This window comes from Paenibacillus sp. SAFN-054, from assembly GCF_051966755.1.
In the GTDB taxonomy this organism is placed as follows: domain Bacteria; phylum Bacillota; class Bacilli; order Paenibacillales; family Paenibacillaceae; genus Paenibacillus_AQ.
Genome location: NZ_JBQCKS010000005.1, coordinates 101,054 through 121,234 on the forward strand (window position 1 = coordinate 101,054; position 20,181 = coordinate 121,234).

The window sequence follows — 20,181 nt, forward strand, 5'->3', positions numbered from 1 at the left end:
AGCATTACGTGGCCAACCCGGTTTGGAGAATCAGGTTCTCATCCCGGGTAACGACCGCTTGCCGGGTCAGCTCGTCTACAAGCGTTTGATATTTGGCTTCCGTAAGCAGCAGTTTTAATTGGTCCTCCACCTCTTCAAAGGACTGGTAGCCCTGAGGAACCCTGGAGACGCACTTTAAAAGCGTCAGCTCCGTTCCAGTTTCGATCACGGCACTCACCTGTCCCACGGACAGCTTCTCTGCCTCCTCTAGCAGAACCGGATATGCATTAGCGTCGATGCGGCGGTTCTCATCCGTGAATCGCTGCGTCTCCACCCTTCCCGTTCTTCCTAACCGGGCAGCGATGTTGTCGAAAGCCTCGCCTCCGTCCGCATCCGCCAGAACCTGCTGCATCCTCTGATGAGCCTCCTGCGTCGAGCTGTCCGTGATGAGTCCCTTCGGGTCAGCCAAACCAATAACGATTTTCTCGACCTCTAACGTATCCCGCTTCTTGTATACCTCCTTCCTCTGCTTGTAAAGGGTTCGCAGTTCGCCGGTCTCAAGCGAAATAACGCCTTCCGCAAGCAGCTTGGGCTTCAATTCAATGACGGCCTTGCTTAGCGCATAGTCCTCGTAATCCCGGTCGCGCAGCTGCTGAACGCCAAATACGACCTGCCCGTTCTGCTGCTTGTTCAGCCGGTCCTCGTTGTCCTCCTGCCGCATCCGATCCAGAAACCCGATATCCTTCACGATGCCGTACTTTTTCGCCAAGCCCCACTGCACCCTCGATCTCACGATGGCCTCTTCCGCCTTCTGCCGGAGTCGATCGATCGGTCTCTCTCCCCCGTAATGGTCTTGCCAGAAATCCGGACCCGCCAGTGCTCCGTATTCCCGTTCGAAATAGCTGTAAATGCTCGTGCTAGCCTGCTGCATTTCAGCCTGATACGCTTCGAAGGTTACCGGCTGCCTGTTGACGGTCATGATGACCGCATCCTCCAGGGATGCTGCCGACGAATTAAAGTGTGCGCTAACGGCCATAACGGCGGCGATAACGGCCGCCGCTCCCAAGATCGCAGGAAACCACGTTACCGGATGGCTTTTCCAGCCTGCATAAGTCATGCTTTTCCCTCCATTTCGCTTAGAACGTCCGCTTACGGATAAAGGAAAAGGCTGCTCTGATGAATACCGACAGAGACAACCTCCTGATGCCTGCTTGCTATTCATTTGCTTCATGATGAAAATAGCTTAACCTTTCAAACCGCCGACGTTAATCCCCTGCAGCAGCTGCTTCTGCCCGACTAAAAATAACAGCACGGTCGGAATCAGCACCAGCACCAGCGCGGCAAACAAGGCGCTCCAGTCGGTAGCATAGCGCTGTACCTCGAACAAATTGGCAAGCCCTACGGGAAGCGTTTTTTTACTGTCCGACTGGATCAGCACGAGCGCGAGCGGATATTCATTCCAATGTCCCATCGCCGACAGCATCGCCACGGTTACGATGCCCGGCCTGGCGAGCGGGGCAATGACCCGCACCAAAATGCCGATATTGCCGCATCCGTCAATCATTGCCGCTTCCTCGTATTCCCGGGATATGGTCCGCAAGAACCCGCTCAGCACGAAGATGGCAAACGGAAATGACATGACCGCATAAATGACGCCCAGCGCAGCGCGGTTGTCCAGCAGCCCAAACGAGCTGGTTTGCAGAAACAGCGGAACCATGATATACGTTGCCTGGATGAATATGCAGGCCATGTATAGGTTCATGATCGCCCGCGACCCCCAAAATTTATATCGTGTCAACACGTAGGAAATGGGCAGGACGAGCACGATCATCAGGGCAGTTGACAGAACGACCAGCAGGATCGAGTTGAGGAAGTAATCCCCCATCTTGGACTTTACGAATGCCCGGGTGTAGTTTTCGAAATGCAGGGAATGCGGCAGGGAAAACGGGTCGGTCAGAAATTCCGTATTGCTCTTGAAGGATGCAAGAATGTTCCACACGAACGGATACACCAAAACGATTGTCGCCGCGATCATAAACAGCCGGATGGCCCATGTCCACAGCCTGGCACGGAAGATGCTGGATTCATTGCTCATATCGCGTTCACCTACCCTTCCGCCTTGTTCGTCAGTAATCTGGACAGGAATGATAGCACGAAGGATATCGCCAGGGTAAAAATAGCGACTGCCATGGCGTACCCGAAGTTCGAGTTCTGAAAGGCTTGGGTGTACATGTACTGCAGTAAAACGGAGGTGGCCCCTGCCGGCCCTCCTGCCGTCATGACGCTGACGACCACGAAGCTGAGATTGATCGTTCCCGAAAGCGCCAGCACGAAGGTAATCCCGATAATATCCTTTAGCAGCGGAGCCGTAATACTTACCAGCTTCCGGAATTGTCCCGCCCCGTCGATCGTGGCCGCCTCGAATATGTCGTTCGAAATGCCGTCGATCGCCGCGACGTACATGACCATATAGTAGCCTACCGCCTGCCAGACTAAAGTTACCGCCACGCACCAAAGCGCCGTTCCGCCTTCTCCCAGCCAGGGCGAAGCCCAGCTGCCCAAGCCAATCATCGAGAGCACATTGTTCAGAATCCCCATGTTGGGATGAAACACGAATGACCACACGATGCCGACGACGGTCAGCGATACGATGCTCGGGAAGAAAAAGACGGTGCGATAGAAGGCTTTTTCCTTCAGCTTCGTCTGGGTCAGCAAAAAGGCCAGGATCAAGCTGAAGATGAGCGTGATCACGGGAACGACGAGCATCAGCTTCAGCGTGTTGCCCAGCGCAAGCAGGAACATCTTGTCGCTGAACATATATTTGTAGTTATCCAGAAAGATAAACTTGTTATCATCGCTCATGCCTGTCGCGTCGGTAAAAGACATCATAAAGGCCCGGATCGTCGGGATAATCATGATAATCAAGGTTAACAGCAGCGGCGGTATGGTACATACCGCGATAAAAAGCTTCGGCTTCTTTCTCTTTCCCGCCCCAAGGCGTCTTGCTTCCACCATGTCATCCACTCCTCCTCATATGGAATAGGCATCCCGATTAACGACGTGTACCTGCTGCCTTAACCAAGATGCCCTCCACATGGGTGAATAATTGCCAGATTACTTGTGCAAGTTTATTTATTCAACTACTGCTCGGAACGGATTTGGGCAAACGCCTTCTCCACGTTGTCCATCCACTGATCTGTCGTCATTTGACCGTTCATCACCGGCGTTACCGTGTTCTTGAACAGCTCATCGGATACGTTGACCTTCGATCCCTTAGGAAGTGCCTGCCAGTTCTGCAGCAGCGTCGTTGCCCCGTCGTACGCGCTGAACATTTCGTATACGCCTGTGGTCAGATAAGGCTTCGAAAGCTCCTTCGCATCCTTCAGGGCATACGCGCCGTTGGATTTTTCCGCAAACAGCTTCACGGATTCATCCGTGTACAGGAACTTCAGGAATTCCTTGGCCAGCTCCGGATTTTTGGCCTTGGCCGGAATCGAGAACTGCTCATAGCTGGAGAGGACGAAGCGTTCGTCGCCTGCATTGAAGACGGGAACCGGAATCATGCCGAACTCGAAGCCTTTTTCTCGCGGCGAATCCTTCATTTCGTTCTCCATCCAGTTGCCGTTGACGATAAACAGCGCTTTGCCGAGCATCATGTCGGTCTGGGCCTGCGTGTGGTTCAGCGCCACGGTACCGTCCATCAAATATCCGTCCTTGGAAATTTTGGCGAACACATCCAGCACCTTTTTGACGTTGTCGTTCTTGAAGGAGCCTTCTTCATAATTGAAAATCTTGCTCAGCATATCCTTGCCGCCGGCATTGGCCAGAGCCGGATAGAGTATTTCCTCCAGGTATGCCGGATAAATGCCCTGATAAGTGAAAAGCGCCCGCTTGCTCTTCTTCCCCTTCTCGTCCACCAGGTAATTTTCTTCCTTCTTCAGCTCCTCGCCGAGGGCGAAAAACTCATCCCAGGTTTCCGGCAGCTTCCAGCCTTTTTCCTGGAACAGCGTCTTGTTGTAGACGAGTCCCATCGGACCCGCGTTAAACGGCGCCAGATAGACCTTTCCGTCCTGATATGGCGAGAAGCGCGTGCTCTCCAGCATACCCGGCAGAATCATGTCCTTGATGGTCTGGTCCTTGTCCAGTGCTTTGCTCTCGAACACGTCCGAGATGTCCAGCAGTCCCCGCTCCTTGATCAGCGAGTTGATGATGCCGCTCTGCTCGTTGTCGCTGATGGAGAGGAAATCCGGCGGGTTGCCTGCCACGATTTGCGGCCGGATAATTTCGCCGATCTTCGGGTTAATCGTCATATTGACCTTGACGCCCGGATATGCCCCTTCAAATTTGGTCACGATCTCATTCCAGTAGTCAGGCCCATATCCGCCCTGGAAAACGGCAATCTTCAGCTCCTTGTTCTCAAAATCCTTCCCGCCTTCTTTCGGTTCCTCCTTCGCGGCCGTCTCCGTTTTGGGCGGTTCCGTTGTCTTCGTCTCTTGCGTTTGCGCCTCCTGTGTTTTTGCGCCGCAGCCGATCAAGGCGGTGCCGAGCATCATCGTTGTCAGCAGCATGCCAAACCACTTTTTCTTCATACCAATACCCCTTTCGTTTCGTTTCTCTGTTCCCTTGTTTTCGTATCAGGCCATAAAGCCATGCCTCTTAATGATGTAAGCGCATCCATCCGGTAGATCCAATATAATTCGTTTTCTCCGGTCGGAACATGAACAAACCTAGCGTACCTTTGCACGATATTCGCTTTCTTGACGAAATACTGCGAATGCTGCCGGTTTGCAGGGAACGCTTCCCGGAATACGCCGGCTCGTCTATACCGTGTTCGCCCGATGAAGCCTATAGACGATTTTATCGAACTTGTATACGATTTTATCCTCTTCGTTCCCGCAGCTTATGTAAGCGGTTTCCCTGTGATATGATAGACAACAAGCGAAGGAGCCTCAGCCCGCAGCACAGGTTAACCCCAGGCAGCCCTTCGGAATCCATCGACATCTTGGCCTTTGCAAAATCCACGTTCCTTATTCGATTTTCACCCTCAAGGAGGAGGATTAAGAAAGATGTATCATGTCATGCTGGTGGACGACGAGCCGATTGTCAAAGTAGCGCTTCGTACGATGATTCCATGGGATGAGCTGGGCTTTCCGATTTGCGGAACGGCTTCGGACGGGCTTGAAGCTTTATCGATTGTCGATAAGCTTGCGCCGGATATTATCATTACCGATCTGAAAATGCCTAAAATGGACGGGCTTGAACTGATCAAAGAGCTCATAGACCGGGGGTACATGGGTAAAATTATCGTTGCCAGCAATTTCGGCGAATACGAGCTTGTCCGCGAGGCGCTTGTGCTCGGTGCTGTGGATTATTTGCTGAAAATCAGCATCAAGAAGGATAATTTGATCGAACAGCTGCACAAAACGGCTTTGCTTCTTCAGCGGGAGCGTCTGACGATAGAGGAACAGAAAACGAGGGATAAGCTGATCCAAAGCAATTTGAAAAGCGTCAAAAACGCGATTTTGAAAGACTTTTTTACGGATCCGTCATATGAAGAGAGCAGGCTGTACGAGCATGAGCATCTGATTCTCCACAACAGAAATGCCCCCTGCTATTTGCTTTATGTCACCTTTGACCACTCGGCAGCGAGCGAATCGCGGCGGCAGCAGCCAGTATCGGCCTCGTTCATTGAAAACATCATACTCGATGCGCTTGCAAAGGTGGATGGCGCGGAAACCGTCCAGGTGGAAAAAAGCTGCCTGCTTGTGCTCATTCCGAAGCAGCAGCTGCAGGAGCATGCCATCCGGTACCGCGGTTTTATCGATAAAATCGTATCCCTCCTGCAGATGTACGTTTCCATCATCCCTTCCATCGTGTACACCTCAGAGGTTCAAGGATATTCGGAGGCCAAGCGGGCGTTTGTCGCGTGCCGGAATGCGGTGCAGGTCAATTTCTACGTGCATCAGTCGGTTCTCTCCCTGGACACGGTAAGCTTGCAGAATAGCATGGAAGGATTCCAAGCGGCAGAACTGTCGTCCCGAATCATCGCAGCCTGCGAAAATCAGGATATGGCCGAAGCCACGCAGCAGCTGACCATGCTGGTTCAGCAGGCCGGGGTGAAATCGGTGCATCCGGATGCCGTGAAGCGCTTCATCGTCAAATGCCTGGACTATATATCGATCAGCAGCCAGCGGCTGGTCTGGATGGACGATGACAGAGCGGAATCGGGCAAAGCCTCCATCCTTCACGCCAAAAATGCCAAGGAACTCATCGACCGAACCCTCGATACGCTTCAATCGTTCGGCTATCGCTATGGAGGCGGACCAGAGGTCCTGTACAAAAAAGAAGTCCAACTGGCCATCGCATACATTCACAACCATTATCAGGATAAAATCACGCTCGAGATGATTTCCGATCACGTGAATCTGAGCGAAAATTACTTGTGCCGGGTGTTTAAAGAGCAGGTCGGAACAAGCATCGTCAGCTATTTGAATAAGCTGCGGATGGATAAAGCTGCCGAGCTGATCGTCACCGGCAGCAGCTATATGAAGGAGGTAGCATCTTCCGTCGGCATAAGCGACCAGTTTTACTTCAATCGACTGTTCAAAAAATACTTCGGCGTCAACCCGACAGAATACAAAGTCCGTACGCCCTCCCGGCTGTAAATGCCAGGAGAACGTACGGACTTTGTGGGTAAGGGCAATCGTTTATAGGCGGATATCAGCCACGACCGGATAGTGATCCGAAGGCATTTTGCCTTGGCTGTGGTCAGGTATCGATCCATAGCTGAGCACATGCGCATGCTCTGTCACGAATATGAAATCGATAGGGCTTTCAAATTCGATTTCATGCTTCGCCTGCCCCTCCAGAAATGCCGGAAAAGAGCGGGCTGCCACTTCCCGTGAATCAAAGCCCTGGAACGTGAAAGCCGGACCGAAGTGCTTATAGTCGGCGGTCGTGCTGGCATCGCGCAGCAGGGTTGGACCTGCCTTATCCTGCTGCGTGAGCACCCGGTACGGCACGGAATCCGAGGTTACGTTGAAGTCGCCGGTGAGTACAGCCGGACGGCCTTCCGTAATATTGCCGATCCGCTGCAGGATGAGATGGGCGCTTTGCTCCACGGCCACCTGTCCGATATGATCGAAGTGGGTGTTGAAATGAAGGAATCTTTTTCCCGTATATGTATCCTCGAATTCGCCCCACGTCACGACGCGCCGGCAGGCGGCATCCCATCCGAGCGTCCCCGGCTCATCCGGCTGTTCCGACAGCCAGAAGGTGCTTTGGCGCAGCGGTTGCAGCCTGCACTTGCGGTAGAAAATGCAGGAGAACTCTCCATCCTGTTTGCCGTCTTCCCTTCCGACGCCGATCCACCCGTATTCGGGCAGCAGCTGCTCCAAATCCTCCAGCTGGTTATGCAGCACTTCCTGCATCCCTACCAGATCCGGACGGTGAAAGCGAATCACGCCTGCCACCAGCTCCTTGCGGCTGGACCAGACATTCTCGCCTTCCTTATCGTATGCGTTTTTGATGTTATAGGACATGCAGCGCAGGTCTAATTCCGCTTGCATCTTCTCTGCTGACATTCCTCTCACTCCCATTCTGAATAAATAGTAAGTTGAACCCCGATATGCCCCATCATACCAAAAAACGGGAGGCGAATGAGTCCCTGTACAAAAAAAGACCACTCACCTCCCCTGCAAGGGAACGATCGTGGTCTTCGCCGCCGGATCGATTTACAGCTCCGGCTGCTGCTTCAGCATGCTGATCAGGCTCCGGAGCGCCGCTCCGCGGTGGCTGATCGCCTGCTTTTCTTCCATGGTGATTTCCGCCATCGTTTTCTCGTAATCCGGCAGGTAAAACAGCGGGTCATAGCCGAATCCACCGCAGCCGGCGGGCTCGTCCGTGATCCAGCCATCCACGGCTCCGCAGGCTTCCATATGGATGCCCGTTGCCGGATTGTACAGCACCAGCGAGCAGACAAAGCGGGCGGGACTCAGAAGCGGCTGGTCCGTATCCTCGCCCAGCTTTTTGTCTTCCAGCATGCGGAGCAGCTTCTCGTTGTTCTCCTGGTCCGTGGCATGCTCGCCGGCAAAGCGGGCAGAGTACACGCCCGGGCGGCCTTCCAGCTCATCGACGCATAAACCGGAATCATCCGCCAAAACCGGCAGTCCAAGGGCATCTCCGACCGTTTTCGCTTTCTTCAGCGCGTTCTCGGCAAAGGTCACCCCGTCCTCCACGACCTCAGGCAGCTCCGGATAATCGAACATGCTCTTTACCTGCTTGCCGAGCTGGGCGAAGGCGTGCTCAAATTCCTTGACCTTTCCCGGATTCCGGGTTGCGACGATGATCAGATCACTGTCCAGAATCATGTCTAAACCTCTCTTCCCGCCTGGCCGGAGCCAATCATAAGGGAGATCGGTCCAAGCAGCTCCTTCTGCTTCTCAATCAGCCGCAGGATTCCTGTTTCGCCCAGCGCCAGCAGCTGATTCAGCTCCTCGCGGGTGAAAGGACTTTCCTCGCCTGTTCCCTGCAGCTCGACGAAAGCCCCGCCGCCGGTCATCACCAGGTTCATATCCACCTTCGCGCTCGAATCTTCCTCATAATTGAGGTCAAGCATCGGCTCGCCGTTTACGACGCCTACGCTGACCGAAGCCAGGTAGTCCGTAATCGGAAATACCGGGAGCTTATGCTGCTGCGCGATCTTGCTCACCGCGATGGCCATCGCGACGAAGGCACCGGTAATCGATGTCGTCCGCGTTCCCCCGTCGGCCTGAATGACGTCGCAATCGAGCGTAATCGTGCGCTCGCCGAGCGCCTTTAAATCAACGACGGAGCGCAGCGCTCTGCCGATCAACCGCTGAATTTCCATCGTCCGGCCGCTGAGCTTGCCGCGCGCGCTTTCCCGCTGATTGCGGGACTGCGTGGCCCGCGGCAGCATGGAATATTCCGCGGTCACCCAGCCCTTACCCTGTCCCTTCAAAAATGGGGGAACCTTCTCGTCCACCGTTGCCGTGCATAATACCTTCGTATCTCCCATTTCAATGAACACGGAGCCTTCCGCATATTTGTTCACATTCACTGTCAAATTCATCGGTCTGAGCTGATCGCTGCTGCGCCCGTTTGATCTCATCTTTTCTGCCTCCTACATTTACGCATCCTGTTGTATCGTTCGAAAACCATCTATTTCATTAACCATTTTAGCAAAGTGGCGGATCAAAAGCACCCCGCAGGCATTTTATAGCGGAATTTCATTAATGTAATCGGGTCTGGATACCGGTTTGCTGTAGTCCTGGTCGTCATTTCCCATCACTTGGACAGCATCGTTCATGTTGATTTTCACCTTCGAATTGGAGGCATTCTCGGATATGGTCAGCACGACGGATTGCAGGAGCTCGGAAGGAATTTTCTCGTCCTTCTCAAACATGTCATCCTTTAAGGCAACGGTCACCGTGCCGTCTTTGGCTGTTTTTACCGACTCCACTTTCGTTCCGGCCGTCATGACCTGCTCCAGGCCATCGGCCTGCTGCGGTCCCCGGATCAGCTCCTGCAGCGCCGCGGTCAGTCTATTCTGTCCCGGCTGTACCAGACGTGTAACGGGCACATAGTATGAAACGCCGTCCTCGGACAAAGTAGAGAAATATACCGTGACCGGCGTGGAATTCGTCAATGCGACGCCATCCGCTTTCTGAAGGTTGATGCCGAAGCTGCGGGTCAGCGGCTGGTTAAGCGGCGTGCCCGCAAGCGGCATGACCTCCAAGGCTTTGCCGTCTACCATAAGCTGCACCTTCTGCACGCCGGCAAATCCGGTGAGCGTCCAGGTGAGAGCCTCCAGTATTTTGCGTTCATCCGGCGCGTTGTATTTATTGAAGGCGCTATTAAAATCGACGATCGCCGTCTTTTGTTCCTTATCCACCGTCAGCTTGTTGATTTCGGTGCCTTTGGGGAGCAGAGCGGTAAATCCTTTCGGCAAGTATGCTGCATAGCTTCCTTCGGTTACCATCGCTTGAAGCGCCTGCTTCATAGTGTTGGTATCTTTGGCCTCTGGAATACCAATCGAGACGGGAGCCAGAAGCCCCTTCCCATTGGCCAGGTACACCGTCGTTTTCGGGCCGGTTGTCGCGGCTGTCGTTTTCGCTTTGGCTGCTCCTCCACCCGTCATGTTCAGCATTTGCTGCTCGACCTCAGCCGGCGGCTTGTCAATATCCATGGAAGACTGCGATCCGAACAGACTGCAGCCGGACAGCATGACAGGAACTGCGAGCAATCCGGCAGCGGAAATGCCGCGAATTTTACTGATTTTTTTCATATGCATGGTTCCTCCTAATCATTTTGTACAGATTGTACTACCATGTATACGAGCCCCCTTCGTAAAAAATAACAGCCGGTCCAAATAAAAAAACGTTGATCGGCGTTTTCTCAAAGGAGACAGACTGCATTTAGATGTTGTCTTTTTTGCGAGATAAGGATTGCTTGCTAAAAAAACGGCATCCGTCAGGCCGTGCCCTGAATACTGTTCGGGCCGGGAATTTGACCGTATTTCAGCGTATAGGCGATGCGGTTTTGGGTAAAACTGGACAAACTGTATGGGAGAAACGTACAATCTTACTACTACACGATAACGGGGGGATAAAATATGAGTGATCCGAAACCAGACAAGATACCTTACAGCCTGAACAGTCAGAAGGTAGCCCGCGCGACGCGCGAATGGATGCATAAACGAGGCGTGAAGCTGGAGGAAATCGCGGAGCTCGTGATGCTCCTTCAGAAGAAATATTATCCTGATTTGACGATGGAAGAATGCTTGGATAACGTGGACAAGGTTCTCAGCAAACGCGAGGTGCAAAACGCGGTGCTGACGGGCATTCAGCTCGATGTTCTTGCCGAGGAAGGCAAGCTTTTTTCACCATTGCAGGAGATGCTGGAGAATGACGAGGGCTTGTACGGCGTGGATGAAATCCTTGCCTTCTCGATCGTCAACGTCTATGGCAGCATCGGCTTTACGAACTACGGCTACGTCGACAAGTTGAAGCCAGGCATCCTCGAACGCCTGAATGATAAGAGCACCGGCGAAACGCATACGTTTCTTGACGATATTGTCGGGGCCATCGCAGCCGCGGCGAGCAGCCGGATTGCCCACCGCAAGCAGGCCGAACGCGAGCAGCAGGTGGAAGGCGGGGAGCTTGACCAACCCGAAGATTAATATGAAATGAAGAAGGGACAGCTTCCGGGAAGCTGTCCCTTCTTCATGCTCAAGCGGATTTACATCAATCGGTATGTCGATACGCCATCCGCATCGTCAGCTGCCTTGATGCGGCCCCTGCGTTCCAGCTCGCGCGTATGTGCAAGCGTCTCGCACATGGCAAAACGCATTTGATGAATTCCTAGCCTGCTGCCGAACAATGAGGTGCACAGCTCAAAGCCCGTCGCAGGCGCATCGGCAAGCAGCCGTTCGATCTTCGTCAGCCGCTCTTCATGATGCAGCAGCAGCGCCACGATCCGCTCTTGGAAATGCTGGAACGGATTGCGGTGACCCGGGTACGCCGTGCTGACCTCCAGATTTTTCAGCTTCAGGAGCCCCTGCAGAAAAGACTGGAGCGGCTCCGGATCGCTTCCCGGCATCAGGCTCACATTCGGCGAGATTTGCGGCAGGACGGCATCGCCGCACAACAGGATGCCGCTTTCCGGGTCATGGAAGGAAAGATGACCCGGCGCATGCCCGGCGGTCTCCACCGGCAGCCATTCCCGGCCGCCCATCGCGAACGGTTCGGCATCTGGAATCCAGGAAACCTCCGGTTGTGGCGTAATTTGCGGCACAAAGCCGTTCATATGTACTTCCATCTGGCCAGCCCATTCCTCGGGCATTCCCTGACTGCGAAGCAGCGCGGTCAAGTCGGCATTCATCCCGGACTTCGGCCCCCACATCAGCTGCGACTCCTGATAAGACCGCTCCGACATCCACACCTTGCACCCGGCCTGCTGCTGAATCCAGCCTGAGCATCCGAGATGGTCGGGATGGTGATGCGTCAGCACTACATCCTTTACATCACTAAACGAAATGCCCAGATCCCGCAAAGCCCGTGTCCATTCATCCTCATTCTCCGGCGTGTGCGGACCCGGGTCGATGATCGTGTACCCTCCAGAGCCGGGGAGAATATAGCTGTTGACCCAGCGCAGCGGGAAGGACATCGATATTTTGACTTGAATAATTCCATTGTGATGATCTGTTATTTCCGGCATGTTCATGTTACCTGACCTCTTTTCACGTCTCCTTGCGGCTTGGGCAATGCCCCACGAAAATCATCCGTTCGGATGACTCCTCCCGGTAGTCTTCATCCTCGTCGTACCCGCCATGGACCTCGTCGACGGCGAGTCCTGCCGCAGCAAGCATCGACTTCATCTGCTCCAGCGTATACAGCTTTACGCGTTCATGATAACTCCGCTCATCCCCTTGACCGTCGCAGGGAGAGATCGTGATATCTTTCTTTACGAAGTTGTCCTCGATAATGCGTTTCTCCACGATTCGCTGTCCCTCGGCTTCGCGCTCCGATTCCGGTACCAGATGGGCACGGACATGAGGAGAGTTCATAAAATCGATAATAAAACGGCCTCCCGGCTTCAGCATGCGACGAATTTCCCGCAGCACCTTCATCTGTTCCTCATCCTCGCGGAAATATCCGAAGGACGTGAACAAATTCAGCACGGCATCGTAATTCCCTTCCAGCGGAATGTCGCGCATATCAGCCTGATGCCATTCCACGCGTTCTTTCGAATCCAGCTTGCGGGCTTCCCGCAGCAGCACCGCTGAAAGATCCACGCCGGTAACATCGTAACCGGCATCCGCAAGCGCGATGGAATGACGGCCGGTGCCGCAGCATAAATCAAGCACCCGGGCATGCTCCGGCAGATCCAGCCAGGAGATCATTTTCTTGACCTCGCGCACGGCCCCTGCCGCATCCCGGTGTTTATATACGAGCAAATAATCTTCTCCAAAGCTTTTTTCGTACCAGTCTTTGATCATGATGTCCTCCTGAATATGTTGGCTTTGACTATATACTATTACATACAGTAAAAAGCTCTTGCCTGAACCATATTCTGCCCATCCGTGAACAAAAGACCTTCCCTTTCAACGTCAATCATAATCTTGGACCAGAATCGAATACAGGTAAGAGTCCACGAATCCCCCTTTATTGGAAAGGAGATGCTCGCGCAGATGCCCCTCTTTCTGCATGCCAAGCTTCTGCATCACACGTTCCGAGCCCTTATTCCCGGGCCGGCAGGTAGCGTAAATCCGGTGCAATCCGAACTGCCTGAAGCCGAGTTCAAGCATGGCGGCCGCGCTCTCGCAAGCATAGCCCTGTCCCCAATAATCCGGATGGAAGCAGTAGCCGACTTCTCCATTGGTTCCGTTCTTATGCAGTCCGACCCCTCCGATGATCTCTCCGCTTTCTTTCAGCGTAACCGCAAATTCGTGACCCGTGCGCGGCTCCTCCCGCTGCATCGCCAGCATCGCTTCGATATGCGCCAGCGTCTCCTCAGGCGAGTTGGGACCCCATAATGTATATGTTGTCACGAGTGGATTTGAGGCATATCGATGCACGCCGGCATAGTCATCCTGCCGATATTCGCGGATGATGAGTCGATCAGTTTCTATGATCATGACGATCCCTCCCATGGTACGAACCACTGCTCTCAGATTATAGTATATGGGGGGTTCTTGCCAAGACATCACGTCACATCTGCTCGCAGACCACTAATATATAACATTCGAATGAAATGAAACGTTCTATATAAGAAAGACAAAGCGGGGGAGAGATGTTGTATCAAAACGAAAATCATGTGCTTATCATTGTTCATGCTGATCCTGTTCATTACAGGCTGCCAGGACCGCAATACGATGAACGGACCTCTGTATCCAGGAAGGCCTTTGAACATCGGCGTGATCGGGGACGCGCCTGACGTACGGGAAACAACCGTAACCTTCATGCCCCTTACCTTAAACGAGCTGGAAAAGAACTCAGACAAGCTTGCCGGACAGTTCGATGCCGTCTTCATCACGAAGGATTATTTCCGTGAGGCTTCCGAGCAGAAGTACAAGGAGGCATACAAAAAATCCGGCATTCCCATTCTATTCATCAAGCTGGATAAGCTGGGTGTGGCATATACGTTAAATGATTTGACTTATGACGATGTCCCGGATGCAATAAACAAATCACTGGCAACAGGGATTTACTACGCCTCGGCAGCAAAAGAAGCTACGCAATGGGAGTTTGGTTTGTATAATGATGTGGAAAATAATACAAACGTCAAAAGTGCCTACTCCGGCATTTTCAGTTTCATTGAGAAAAGACGCTTGCAAAATTAGTCTTATGTCTGGCTACCAGCTTGAAGAAAAAAGGACCGTACTTCGACACAACAGCGACGCAAGCCGTTATTTGCCGAAATATACAAGAAAATAAAGTGATGGAAGGCTCCTATTACGACAAACGTTTTCATAGACAAGTGATATATTGATATTGCACTTATGAATAGGTGTATAAATTGGAGGGATTAAACAATGGAAAATTTCGAAAACGAACTGCAGCTGTCCGAAGAAGAGGTACAGGAATCCCAAATCGACGACATTGAAGAAAGCGACGACGAGGAAGAAGACGACGAAGAGGCTGAATTCGAATCAGACGACGAGGAAGATTCGGAGGAAGACGAAGAACCCGAGCAATAATAGTTTTACAATCCCTTCTCCAAGGAACGGCAGACTTATCCAAACCCAACCTGTTCAGTCATGAACAGGTTTTTCTCTGTGCGAACCTCTTGATCCGCAACGCCAAAAAGGCGCGGGACTCCTGCTGGAGCCCTGCGCCTTTTACATGGTAAGTATTATTTGCTCAGCGTTTCGGTCAGCACCGGCACGATTTGCGATTTACGGGAAACGACGCCTTTCAGTACGGCTGTATTGTTTACCAGCTTCACGTTGTATGCTGTTTCCACGGCGGACGCTGCGCTGCCCAAAGCCAAAGCGACGGAGTCATTGTTCAGAATATCCGTTACGACGAATACGAACAAGTCGAGCCCTTTCTGGCTGATGATATTGCCCAGCGCATCCTCGAGCTCTGTCTGGCGGCCCAGGACGTCATTCGTGTCCACAACGTTCACTTGGGCAATTTCCACCTTATGGCTGCCCATTTGGAACTCCTTGGCGTCCAGGGAGATCAGTTCGGCAATCGTTTTGCTGCTCATGTCGGCCCCTGCTTTCAGCATTTCAAGGCCATACTCTTCCAGGTTCACGCCGGCAATGTCAGCCAGCTCGCGAACGGCAGCCACGTCCTCGTCCGTGCAGGTTGGCGATTTAAGAAGAAGCGTATCCGACACGATCGCCGACACCATCAATCCGGCCATTTCCTTCGTTACGGCCACGTTCTTTTCCTTGAACAGCTTGTTCAGAATCGTTGCTGTGCAGCCTACAGGCTCGGCGCGGTAGTACAGGGGATGGCTGGTCTCGAAGTTCGCGATACGGTGGTGGTCGATAACCTCGGTTACGCGCACCTGGTCGATGTCGTCAGCGCTTTGCTGGCGTTCGTTGTGGTCGACGAGAATTACTTCTGCCGCTTCGCCTGCCACTTTCTCCACCAGGCGCGGAGCTTCCACCTTGAAGGTGTCCAATGCATACTGCGTTTCGCCGTTTACATTGCCCAGACGAACGGCTTCCGTATCGAAGCCAAGCTGGTTCTTCAAGTAGGAATATACAATAGCTGAAGTAATCGTGTCCGTATCCGGATTTTTATGTCCGAAAATCAAAGTTTTAGCCATAAGTTTCATTGCTCCTTATCCATGTATAAAGTACAGACATGTCAAAAATGTCTTGGTCTACATTCGATTATAGCGGTAATCCGTTAATATTCCAATTCCTTTACAGAGATTTATTTACAGCGGACCGGGATCAGGCTTCGTGAACCGTTTTTCTCGGAATCTCGTTCAAAGGCAATCCCTCTTTATAGTAGAGCGAAGGCTGCAGCAGCACATAAAAAATATGCGCGCGGTCATACCCCTGCCGCTTCAAATGTTCATTGATCATTTTGGCAATGGCATCATGCTTTTCCTGTTCCCTTGGAAACATGAAGATCTCGACCGACTGCGGACTATTTGTGATTTTTTCCACATGTAAAAGCTCGATTTTTACGATTTCCTGCGGTATGTTGGCGATGGCTGCCAGTTCCTCGACAATCGCTGGCGCGACCGTTTCCACCACGTTTTTCTCGAATCCCGTAAATCTGACAAAAGGCAAAGCGGTTCCCTTCTTTCTTGAAGTTGTGTTTCTGCGTTCTGGTATATTATACCCTACCACAAAAACACCGGAGGAGTCACCTTATGTCAAGGGACCCCTCCGTGAATAATAGTTACTCCATAATTTTGGATGGATTCGCCACCGTTTCGATCTTCTCCTGCACGCGCTCCCGGTCGCCGAGAAAATGGCGGTTCAGCGGCTTCAGGTTATCGTCCAGCTCATACAGAATCGGCACCGCGGTCGGAATGTTCAGATCCAGGATATCCTCGTCGCTGATGTCCTCAAGCACCTTCATCAGAGCCCGGAGACTGTTGCCGTGCGCCACGACCAGCACTTTTTTGCCTGCCTTGATCTGAGGAACGATCTCCGCTTCCCAGTACGGCAGCACCCTGGCAATCGTATCCTTAAGACTCTCGCCCAGCGGAATTTCCTGCTCCGTCAGCCGTCCGTAGCGCTTATCCTTCTGCGGATACCGGTCATCCTCGGCGGTAATCTGAAGCGGCTTCACGTCAAAGCTTCGGCGCCAGAGCTGTACCTGCTCCGCCCCGTACTTCTCGGCTGTTTCCCGCTTGTTCAATCCCTGCAGCGCGCCGTAATGGCGCTCATTCAGCTTCCAGCTTTTATGAATCGGGATCCATAGGAGATCGTTGACGTCGAGGATATAGTTCAGCGTCTTGATCGCCCTTTTGAGGACGGACGTAAACGCAATGTCAATTTCGTAAGGTACTTTCTTGAGCAGTTCCCCCGCTTTAATCGCTTCGTTCACGCCCTTTTCCGTCAAATCGACGTCGGTCCAGCCCGTGAACCGGTTCTCCTGGTTCCAAAGGCTTTCGCCGTGTCTTACCAGCACGACTTTAAACATTGGTTGCATACCTCCCTCGCAGTCTTAACGGCTTCGAACTGCATGGTCTATTGTTAGCCTATCCTATGTTTTTAACCGCTACTCGGTCCTTGTATTCATCCTTACGACGAAATTGTCCGTGGTGAGATAATTCAGCTTGTGCGCCTTTTCGTCGTATTCATAAATCAGGATCGTTCCGTATGTACTTGAGTTCTCGTTGTTGTTAATGATCGCGAACCGGTTGCCGCCAAGATAGACGCCGCCTCCGTTTACGTCGGTTTTCACGTCCCTTTGACCTGGATAGCTTGACGAGTTGAAGCCCGAAGCATGAACATCCAGACTGCCTCCCGTAATGAAAGTTTCTTTCGATCCGCTCATTGGAGGCTGAGTTTCCGGTCTCATCAAATACAGGATGAAAATAATCAGCAGCCCATAAAATAAATACATGTAAGCATTTTTCTTCAGATCCAACCAAATCACCATGCCTTCCGAATAATGTAATAAATAAGTGCAGTGCAGTTCACGTCACAAACGCGTAAATTTGCCCCTTCCTTGCCCATCCTGTAAAATTGAATGAAGATTACATATCGTAAGGAGGAATAACAAGTGAGAGACTCTTATGTATTCTGGGTCATGCTGCGTACGCGCAACACCATCATCCAGAAGGTCCAAAATCTCCCCGAGGACAAACGAAATGTGATTCCACAGGGCTTCAACAACAGCATTCATTGGCAGCTCGGACATCTGCTGACCGTAACGAATCTTATCGTGTTCCATTTCGCAGGCAAAGAATCCGTTATCCCGGACAGCTATAAAGCATTCTTCGGTCCCGGCACCAAACCGTCCGATTGGACCGCAGAGCCTCCAGCCTGGGATGCGCTGATCGAAGAGCTGACTTCCCAGTGCAAAGTCATCGAGGACACGTTTAGCGGCAAGCTTCAGGAGCCTTTGGCGGTCCTGGACAATTTTGCCAAAGCGGAAACCGCCTTTGAAGCGCTGCTCATGAATATCAGCCACGAGAGCTCGCATTCCGGCATGATCAACGCCATGTTGAAAGTGCTCGCCTAAACATAAAGAAACCCTGGCTTCTTAAGAGTCAGGGTATTTTTTATTTATCCATATTATTACATATAATGCCATGCCCTGCATAGAATAATTTGTTATATTTTGGATTTTACGAGCTTGATCCTATAGGTGGAAGCGGCGAAGCAAACCAGGATAAACAGAATGCCGATCATGAATGCGCCGGCTGCTTCCGTCATCCCCTGGCTTTGCTGGAGCCATCGGACGGATATTTGCGGCAGTGAACCGGGATTCCAGGCAAGGGATGCCGGAAGCCATCCTGAAACCATCGACAGCAGCAGCGCTGCCCCTAAACTGACAAAGGCGATTCCCGCCGCAGGGTTCAGCAGCGAGCTGGCCAGCAGCGTCAGCGAACCCGCGAACCACATCCACAGCAGATAGAAGAGTCCCGCCTTCAAAGCTGCTCCGGCATCGACCGATCCGATCATTTGAACCGTATAGTACCAAGCTCCGGCGTAGCCAAGTCCGAAAGATACGGTGATCAGGGAGAGCATACTCATCCATTTTGCTGCTGTATACGACACGAACGACACCGCTTTGGAAAAGATCATCTGCGACACGCCGCTCTGGCGTTCGCCCGAAATCATCGTCATGACAGACAGGACCAGAATGAGCAGTCCGACCGAATTGTATTGGCCGAGCGTCTGCGCCATGACTTCCGCTCCCGAAGGCGTCTCCATCGTGATCGTCATGCCTTTGGGCATGTTCCCCGCCGACTTCAGGATTTCCGGCATGAAGCGGGTGACGATCGGCTGCATGACGCCCAGCATCAGGAAGACCAGAGGCACCCACAGCCATTTGTAGCTGCGGCCCATTTCCAGCATCTCCTTGCGAAAAAACAACCTGAACTGTCTCATGCCTGCACCACCTTCATAAATAATTCCTCCAGTGTGCTCTGGCCAGATTCGAATTGCCGGAACAATACGCGATGGGCTACCGCGTCCGCCATCAGCTCATGCAAAGCTTGCTCCACGTCCGTTACCGTCAGCTCCGCCCGGGTTCCCGCCAGCTCGTGATGGAGCACAAAGGCTCTGCTGCCGACCGAAGCCAGCCATTCACGAGATGCCTTATCCCCGCTGACCTCCATACGGATCACAGGCTCACTGTATTCTCTACGGATCGAATCCAGATTGCCCTGCAAAGCAATTTCTCCGGACTTCATCATGAGAATTTCATCACAAATCTCTTCGGCATCATGCAGCACGTGGGTTGAGAACAGAACCGTCGTTTCGCGGCGAATGCGCTGCAGCAGGCGGAGCACATCTTTGCGGCCCGCAGGGTCCAGCGCGGAGACCGGCTCGTCCAGAATGAGCAGTTTGGGGCGGTGAATCAAGGCTTGCGCCAGTCCTAACCTCTGTTTCATCCCGCCGGAGTAGCCTCCGATCTTGCGCTTCCCGTCATCACCGAGACCTACAGCTTCCAGCCACTCTCCGGTCTTCAGCGCCGACTCCCGGCCAGTAAGCCCGGCCAATTCGCCGGTATAGCTCAAAAATTCCTTGCCGCTCATCCACGGATAGAAGACCGGCATTTGCGGCAAATATCCGATGTAAGGCCTGCGATCCGGAACCGCTCTTCCATCATGAATCAATTGTATTGAGCCTTTCGTCGGCTCAAGCAGACCCGCCAGCATGCTGATCGTCGTCGTTTTCCCTGCTCCGTTCGGCCCGAGCAGGGCTGCGCAGCTGCCTTCGGCAACGCTAAAAGATATTCCCTTGACGACCGTGCGTTCCTTGAATCGTTTGGTTAACCCTTCCACTTGAAGCAGCGGCTGTGTCATGAGACATCCTTCCTTCCAATGACAAAGTAAGCGACGGAACCCAGCAGATTGCCGCACAAAATAATGATCGCCCATATCCATTTGGGCCCGCGGGTTGCTTCTGTTTTATACAAAGAAATGAATCCCACCACAGCCAGGATCAGCTGGATGACGATCAATGGAGCAATCAAATTCCATGGAATATCGGTATTCACGCGTATTTCCCCCTTCGCGTTTCATATG

At 52.6% G+C, this 20,181-nt stretch carries 23 protein-coding genes; 5 read left to right on the forward strand and 18 right to left on the reverse strand.

The window, feature by feature from the left end; translation table 11 throughout:
* Window positions 1-4: 4 nt before the first annotated feature.
* From ACTHPM_RS21455 to ACTHPM_RS21470, 4 genes are all read right to left on the reverse strand, one after another.
* Entirely contained in the window at window positions 5-1,096 is a 1,092-nt protein-coding gene (locus ACTHPM_RS21455; RefSeq protein ID WP_440398105.1) for a peptidylprolyl isomerase, read from the reverse strand.
* 126 nt (window positions 1,097-1,222) lie between these two features.
* Complete coding sequence (locus tag ACTHPM_RS21460) at window positions 1,223-2,074, reverse strand: carbohydrate ABC transporter permease (protein ID WP_440398104.1); 852 nt, start codon at window positions 2,072-2,074, stop codon at window positions 1,223-1,225.
* Between the two features lie 11 nt (window positions 2,075-2,085).
* On the reverse strand, window positions 2,086-2,994 hold the full coding sequence (locus ACTHPM_RS21465; RefSeq protein ID WP_440398103.1) for a carbohydrate ABC transporter permease: 909 nt from the start codon (window positions 2,992-2,994) through the stop codon (window positions 2,086-2,088).
* Between the two features lie 125 nt (window positions 2,995-3,119).
* Complete coding sequence (locus ACTHPM_RS21470; protein WP_440398102.1) at window positions 3,120-4,568, reverse strand: carbohydrate ABC transporter substrate-binding protein; 1,449 nt, start codon at window positions 4,566-4,568, stop codon at window positions 3,120-3,122.
* A gap of 477 nt (window positions 4,569-5,045) precedes the next feature.
* On the opposite strand from ACTHPM_RS21470, the gene ACTHPM_RS21475 reads away from it, so the two are divergent.
* Complete coding sequence (locus ACTHPM_RS21475) at window positions 5,046-6,644, forward strand: response regulator transcription factor (RefSeq protein WP_440398101.1); 1,599 nt, start codon at window positions 5,046-5,048, stop codon at window positions 6,642-6,644.
* Between the two features lie 42 nt (window positions 6,645-6,686).
* Here the strand turns inward: ACTHPM_RS21475 and ACTHPM_RS21480 are convergent, their stop codons facing one another.
* The 4 genes from ACTHPM_RS21480 to ACTHPM_RS21495 all read right to left on the reverse strand — a co-directional run bounded on the left by ACTHPM_RS21480 (window position 6,687) and on the right by ACTHPM_RS21495 (window position 10,285).
* On the reverse strand, window positions 6,687-7,562 hold the full coding sequence (locus ACTHPM_RS21480) for an endonuclease/exonuclease/phosphatase family protein (protein WP_440398100.1): 876 nt from the start codon (window positions 7,560-7,562) through the stop codon (window positions 6,687-6,689).
* Window positions 7,563-7,712: 150 nt separating this feature from the next.
* Complete coding sequence (locus ACTHPM_RS21485) at window positions 7,713-8,348, reverse strand: XTP/dITP diphosphatase (protein ID WP_440398099.1); 636 nt, start codon at window positions 8,346-8,348, stop codon at window positions 7,713-7,715.
* A gap of 2 nt (window positions 8,349-8,350) precedes the next feature.
* A complete protein-coding gene (gene rph / locus ACTHPM_RS21490; protein ID WP_440398098.1) occupies window positions 8,351-9,109 on the reverse strand; it encodes a ribonuclease PH in 759 nt (252 codons plus the stop codon).
* Between the two features lie 105 nt (window positions 9,110-9,214).
* Window positions 9,215-10,285, reverse strand: coding sequence for a GerMN domain-containing protein (locus tag ACTHPM_RS21495; protein WP_440398097.1), 1,071 nt, complete (start codon window positions 10,283-10,285; stop codon window positions 9,215-9,217).
* Between the two features lie 327 nt (window positions 10,286-10,612).
* On the opposite strand from ACTHPM_RS21495, the gene ACTHPM_RS21500 reads away from it, so the two are divergent.
* Window positions 10,613-11,179, forward strand: a complete 567-nt coding sequence (locus ACTHPM_RS21500; RefSeq protein ID WP_440398096.1) for a phosphatidylglycerophosphatase A family protein — start codon at window positions 10,613-10,615, stop codon at window positions 11,177-11,179.
* Window positions 11,180-11,238: 59 nt separating this feature from the next.
* On the opposite strand, the gene ACTHPM_RS21505 is transcribed toward ACTHPM_RS21500, so the two are convergent.
* From ACTHPM_RS21505 to ACTHPM_RS21515, 3 genes are all read right to left on the reverse strand, one after another.
* Entirely contained in the window at window positions 11,239-12,222 is a 984-nt protein-coding gene (locus tag ACTHPM_RS21505) for an MBL fold metallo-hydrolase (protein WP_440398095.1), read from the reverse strand.
* A 16-nt stretch (window positions 12,223-12,238) separates the two neighbouring features.
* Window positions 12,239-12,994: a class I SAM-dependent methyltransferase gene (locus tag ACTHPM_RS21510; protein ID WP_440398184.1), complete on the reverse strand. Its 756-nt coding sequence runs from the start codon at window positions 12,992-12,994 to the stop codon at window positions 12,239-12,241.
* 114 nt (window positions 12,995-13,108) lie between these two features.
* Complete coding sequence (locus ACTHPM_RS21515; RefSeq protein WP_440398094.1) at window positions 13,109-13,636, reverse strand: GNAT family N-acetyltransferase; 528 nt, start codon at window positions 13,634-13,636, stop codon at window positions 13,109-13,111.
* A gap of 177 nt (window positions 13,637-13,813) precedes the next feature.
* On the opposite strand from ACTHPM_RS21515, the gene ACTHPM_RS21520 reads away from it, so the two are divergent.
* Complete coding sequence (locus tag ACTHPM_RS21520; RefSeq protein WP_440398092.1) at window positions 13,814-14,341, forward strand: hypothetical protein; 528 nt, start codon at window positions 13,814-13,816, stop codon at window positions 14,339-14,341.
* 192 nt (window positions 14,342-14,533) lie between these two features.
* The gene (locus ACTHPM_RS21525) at window positions 14,534-14,698 is read left to right on the forward strand and encodes a hypothetical protein (RefSeq protein ID WP_440398091.1); all 165 of its coding nucleotides are present in this window, start codon (window positions 14,534-14,536) and stop codon (window positions 14,696-14,698) included.
* Between the two features lie 155 nt (window positions 14,699-14,853).
* Here the strand turns inward: ACTHPM_RS21525 and ACTHPM_RS21530 are convergent, their stop codons facing one another.
* From ACTHPM_RS21530 to ACTHPM_RS21545, 4 genes are all read right to left on the reverse strand, one after another.
* Window positions 14,854-15,783, reverse strand: coding sequence for a manganese-dependent inorganic pyrophosphatase (locus tag ACTHPM_RS21530; protein WP_440398090.1), 930 nt, complete (start codon window positions 15,781-15,783; stop codon window positions 14,854-14,856).
* Window positions 15,784-15,913: 130 nt separating this feature from the next.
* On the reverse strand, window positions 15,914-16,258 hold the full coding sequence (locus ACTHPM_RS21535; protein WP_440398089.1) for a DUF1904 family protein: 345 nt from the start codon (window positions 16,256-16,258) through the stop codon (window positions 15,914-15,916).
* A gap of 112 nt (window positions 16,259-16,370) precedes the next feature.
* Window positions 16,371-17,120, reverse strand: coding sequence for a 2,3-diphosphoglycerate-dependent phosphoglycerate mutase (gene gpmA, locus ACTHPM_RS21540; protein ID WP_440398088.1), 750 nt, complete (start codon window positions 17,118-17,120; stop codon window positions 16,371-16,373).
* Window positions 17,121-17,198: 78 nt separating this feature from the next.
* On the reverse strand, window positions 17,199-17,546 hold the full coding sequence (locus ACTHPM_RS21545) for a hypothetical protein (RefSeq protein ID WP_440398087.1): 348 nt from the start codon (window positions 17,544-17,546) through the stop codon (window positions 17,199-17,201).
* Window positions 17,547-17,705: 159 nt separating this feature from the next.
* On the opposite strand from ACTHPM_RS21545, the gene ACTHPM_RS21550 reads away from it, so the two are divergent.
* A complete protein-coding gene (locus ACTHPM_RS21550) occupies window positions 17,706-18,167 on the forward strand; it encodes a DinB family protein (RefSeq protein ID WP_440398086.1) in 462 nt (153 codons plus the stop codon).
* A gap of 92 nt (window positions 18,168-18,259) precedes the next feature.
* Here the strand turns inward: ACTHPM_RS21550 and ACTHPM_RS21555 are convergent, their stop codons facing one another.
* Genes ACTHPM_RS21555 through ACTHPM_RS21565 form a run of 3 tightly spaced genes read right to left on the reverse strand, consistent with a single transcriptional unit; the run spans window position 18,260 to window position 20,153 of the window.
* The gene (locus tag ACTHPM_RS21555) at window positions 18,260-19,039 is read right to left on the reverse strand and encodes a hypothetical protein (protein WP_440398085.1); all 780 of its coding nucleotides are present in this window, start codon (window positions 19,037-19,039) and stop codon (window positions 18,260-18,262) included.
* Window positions 19,036-19,959 (reverse strand): ABC transporter ATP-binding protein, encoded by a 924-nt coding sequence (locus ACTHPM_RS21560; protein WP_440398084.1) that lies wholly within the window; start codon window positions 19,957-19,959, stop codon window positions 19,036-19,038. Before ACTHPM_RS21560 ends, ACTHPM_RS21555 begins: the two co-directional genes overlap by 4 nt.
* Window positions 19,956-20,153 carry a PLDc N-terminal domain-containing protein gene (locus ACTHPM_RS21565; RefSeq protein WP_440398083.1) on the reverse strand — a complete coding sequence of 66 codons (198 nt, stop codon included), beginning with the start codon at window positions 20,151-20,153 and terminating at the stop codon, window positions 19,956-19,958. The genes ACTHPM_RS21560 and ACTHPM_RS21565 overlap by 4 nt, the downstream gene beginning before the upstream one ends.
* Between the last annotated feature and the right edge of the window lie 28 nt (window positions 20,154-20,181).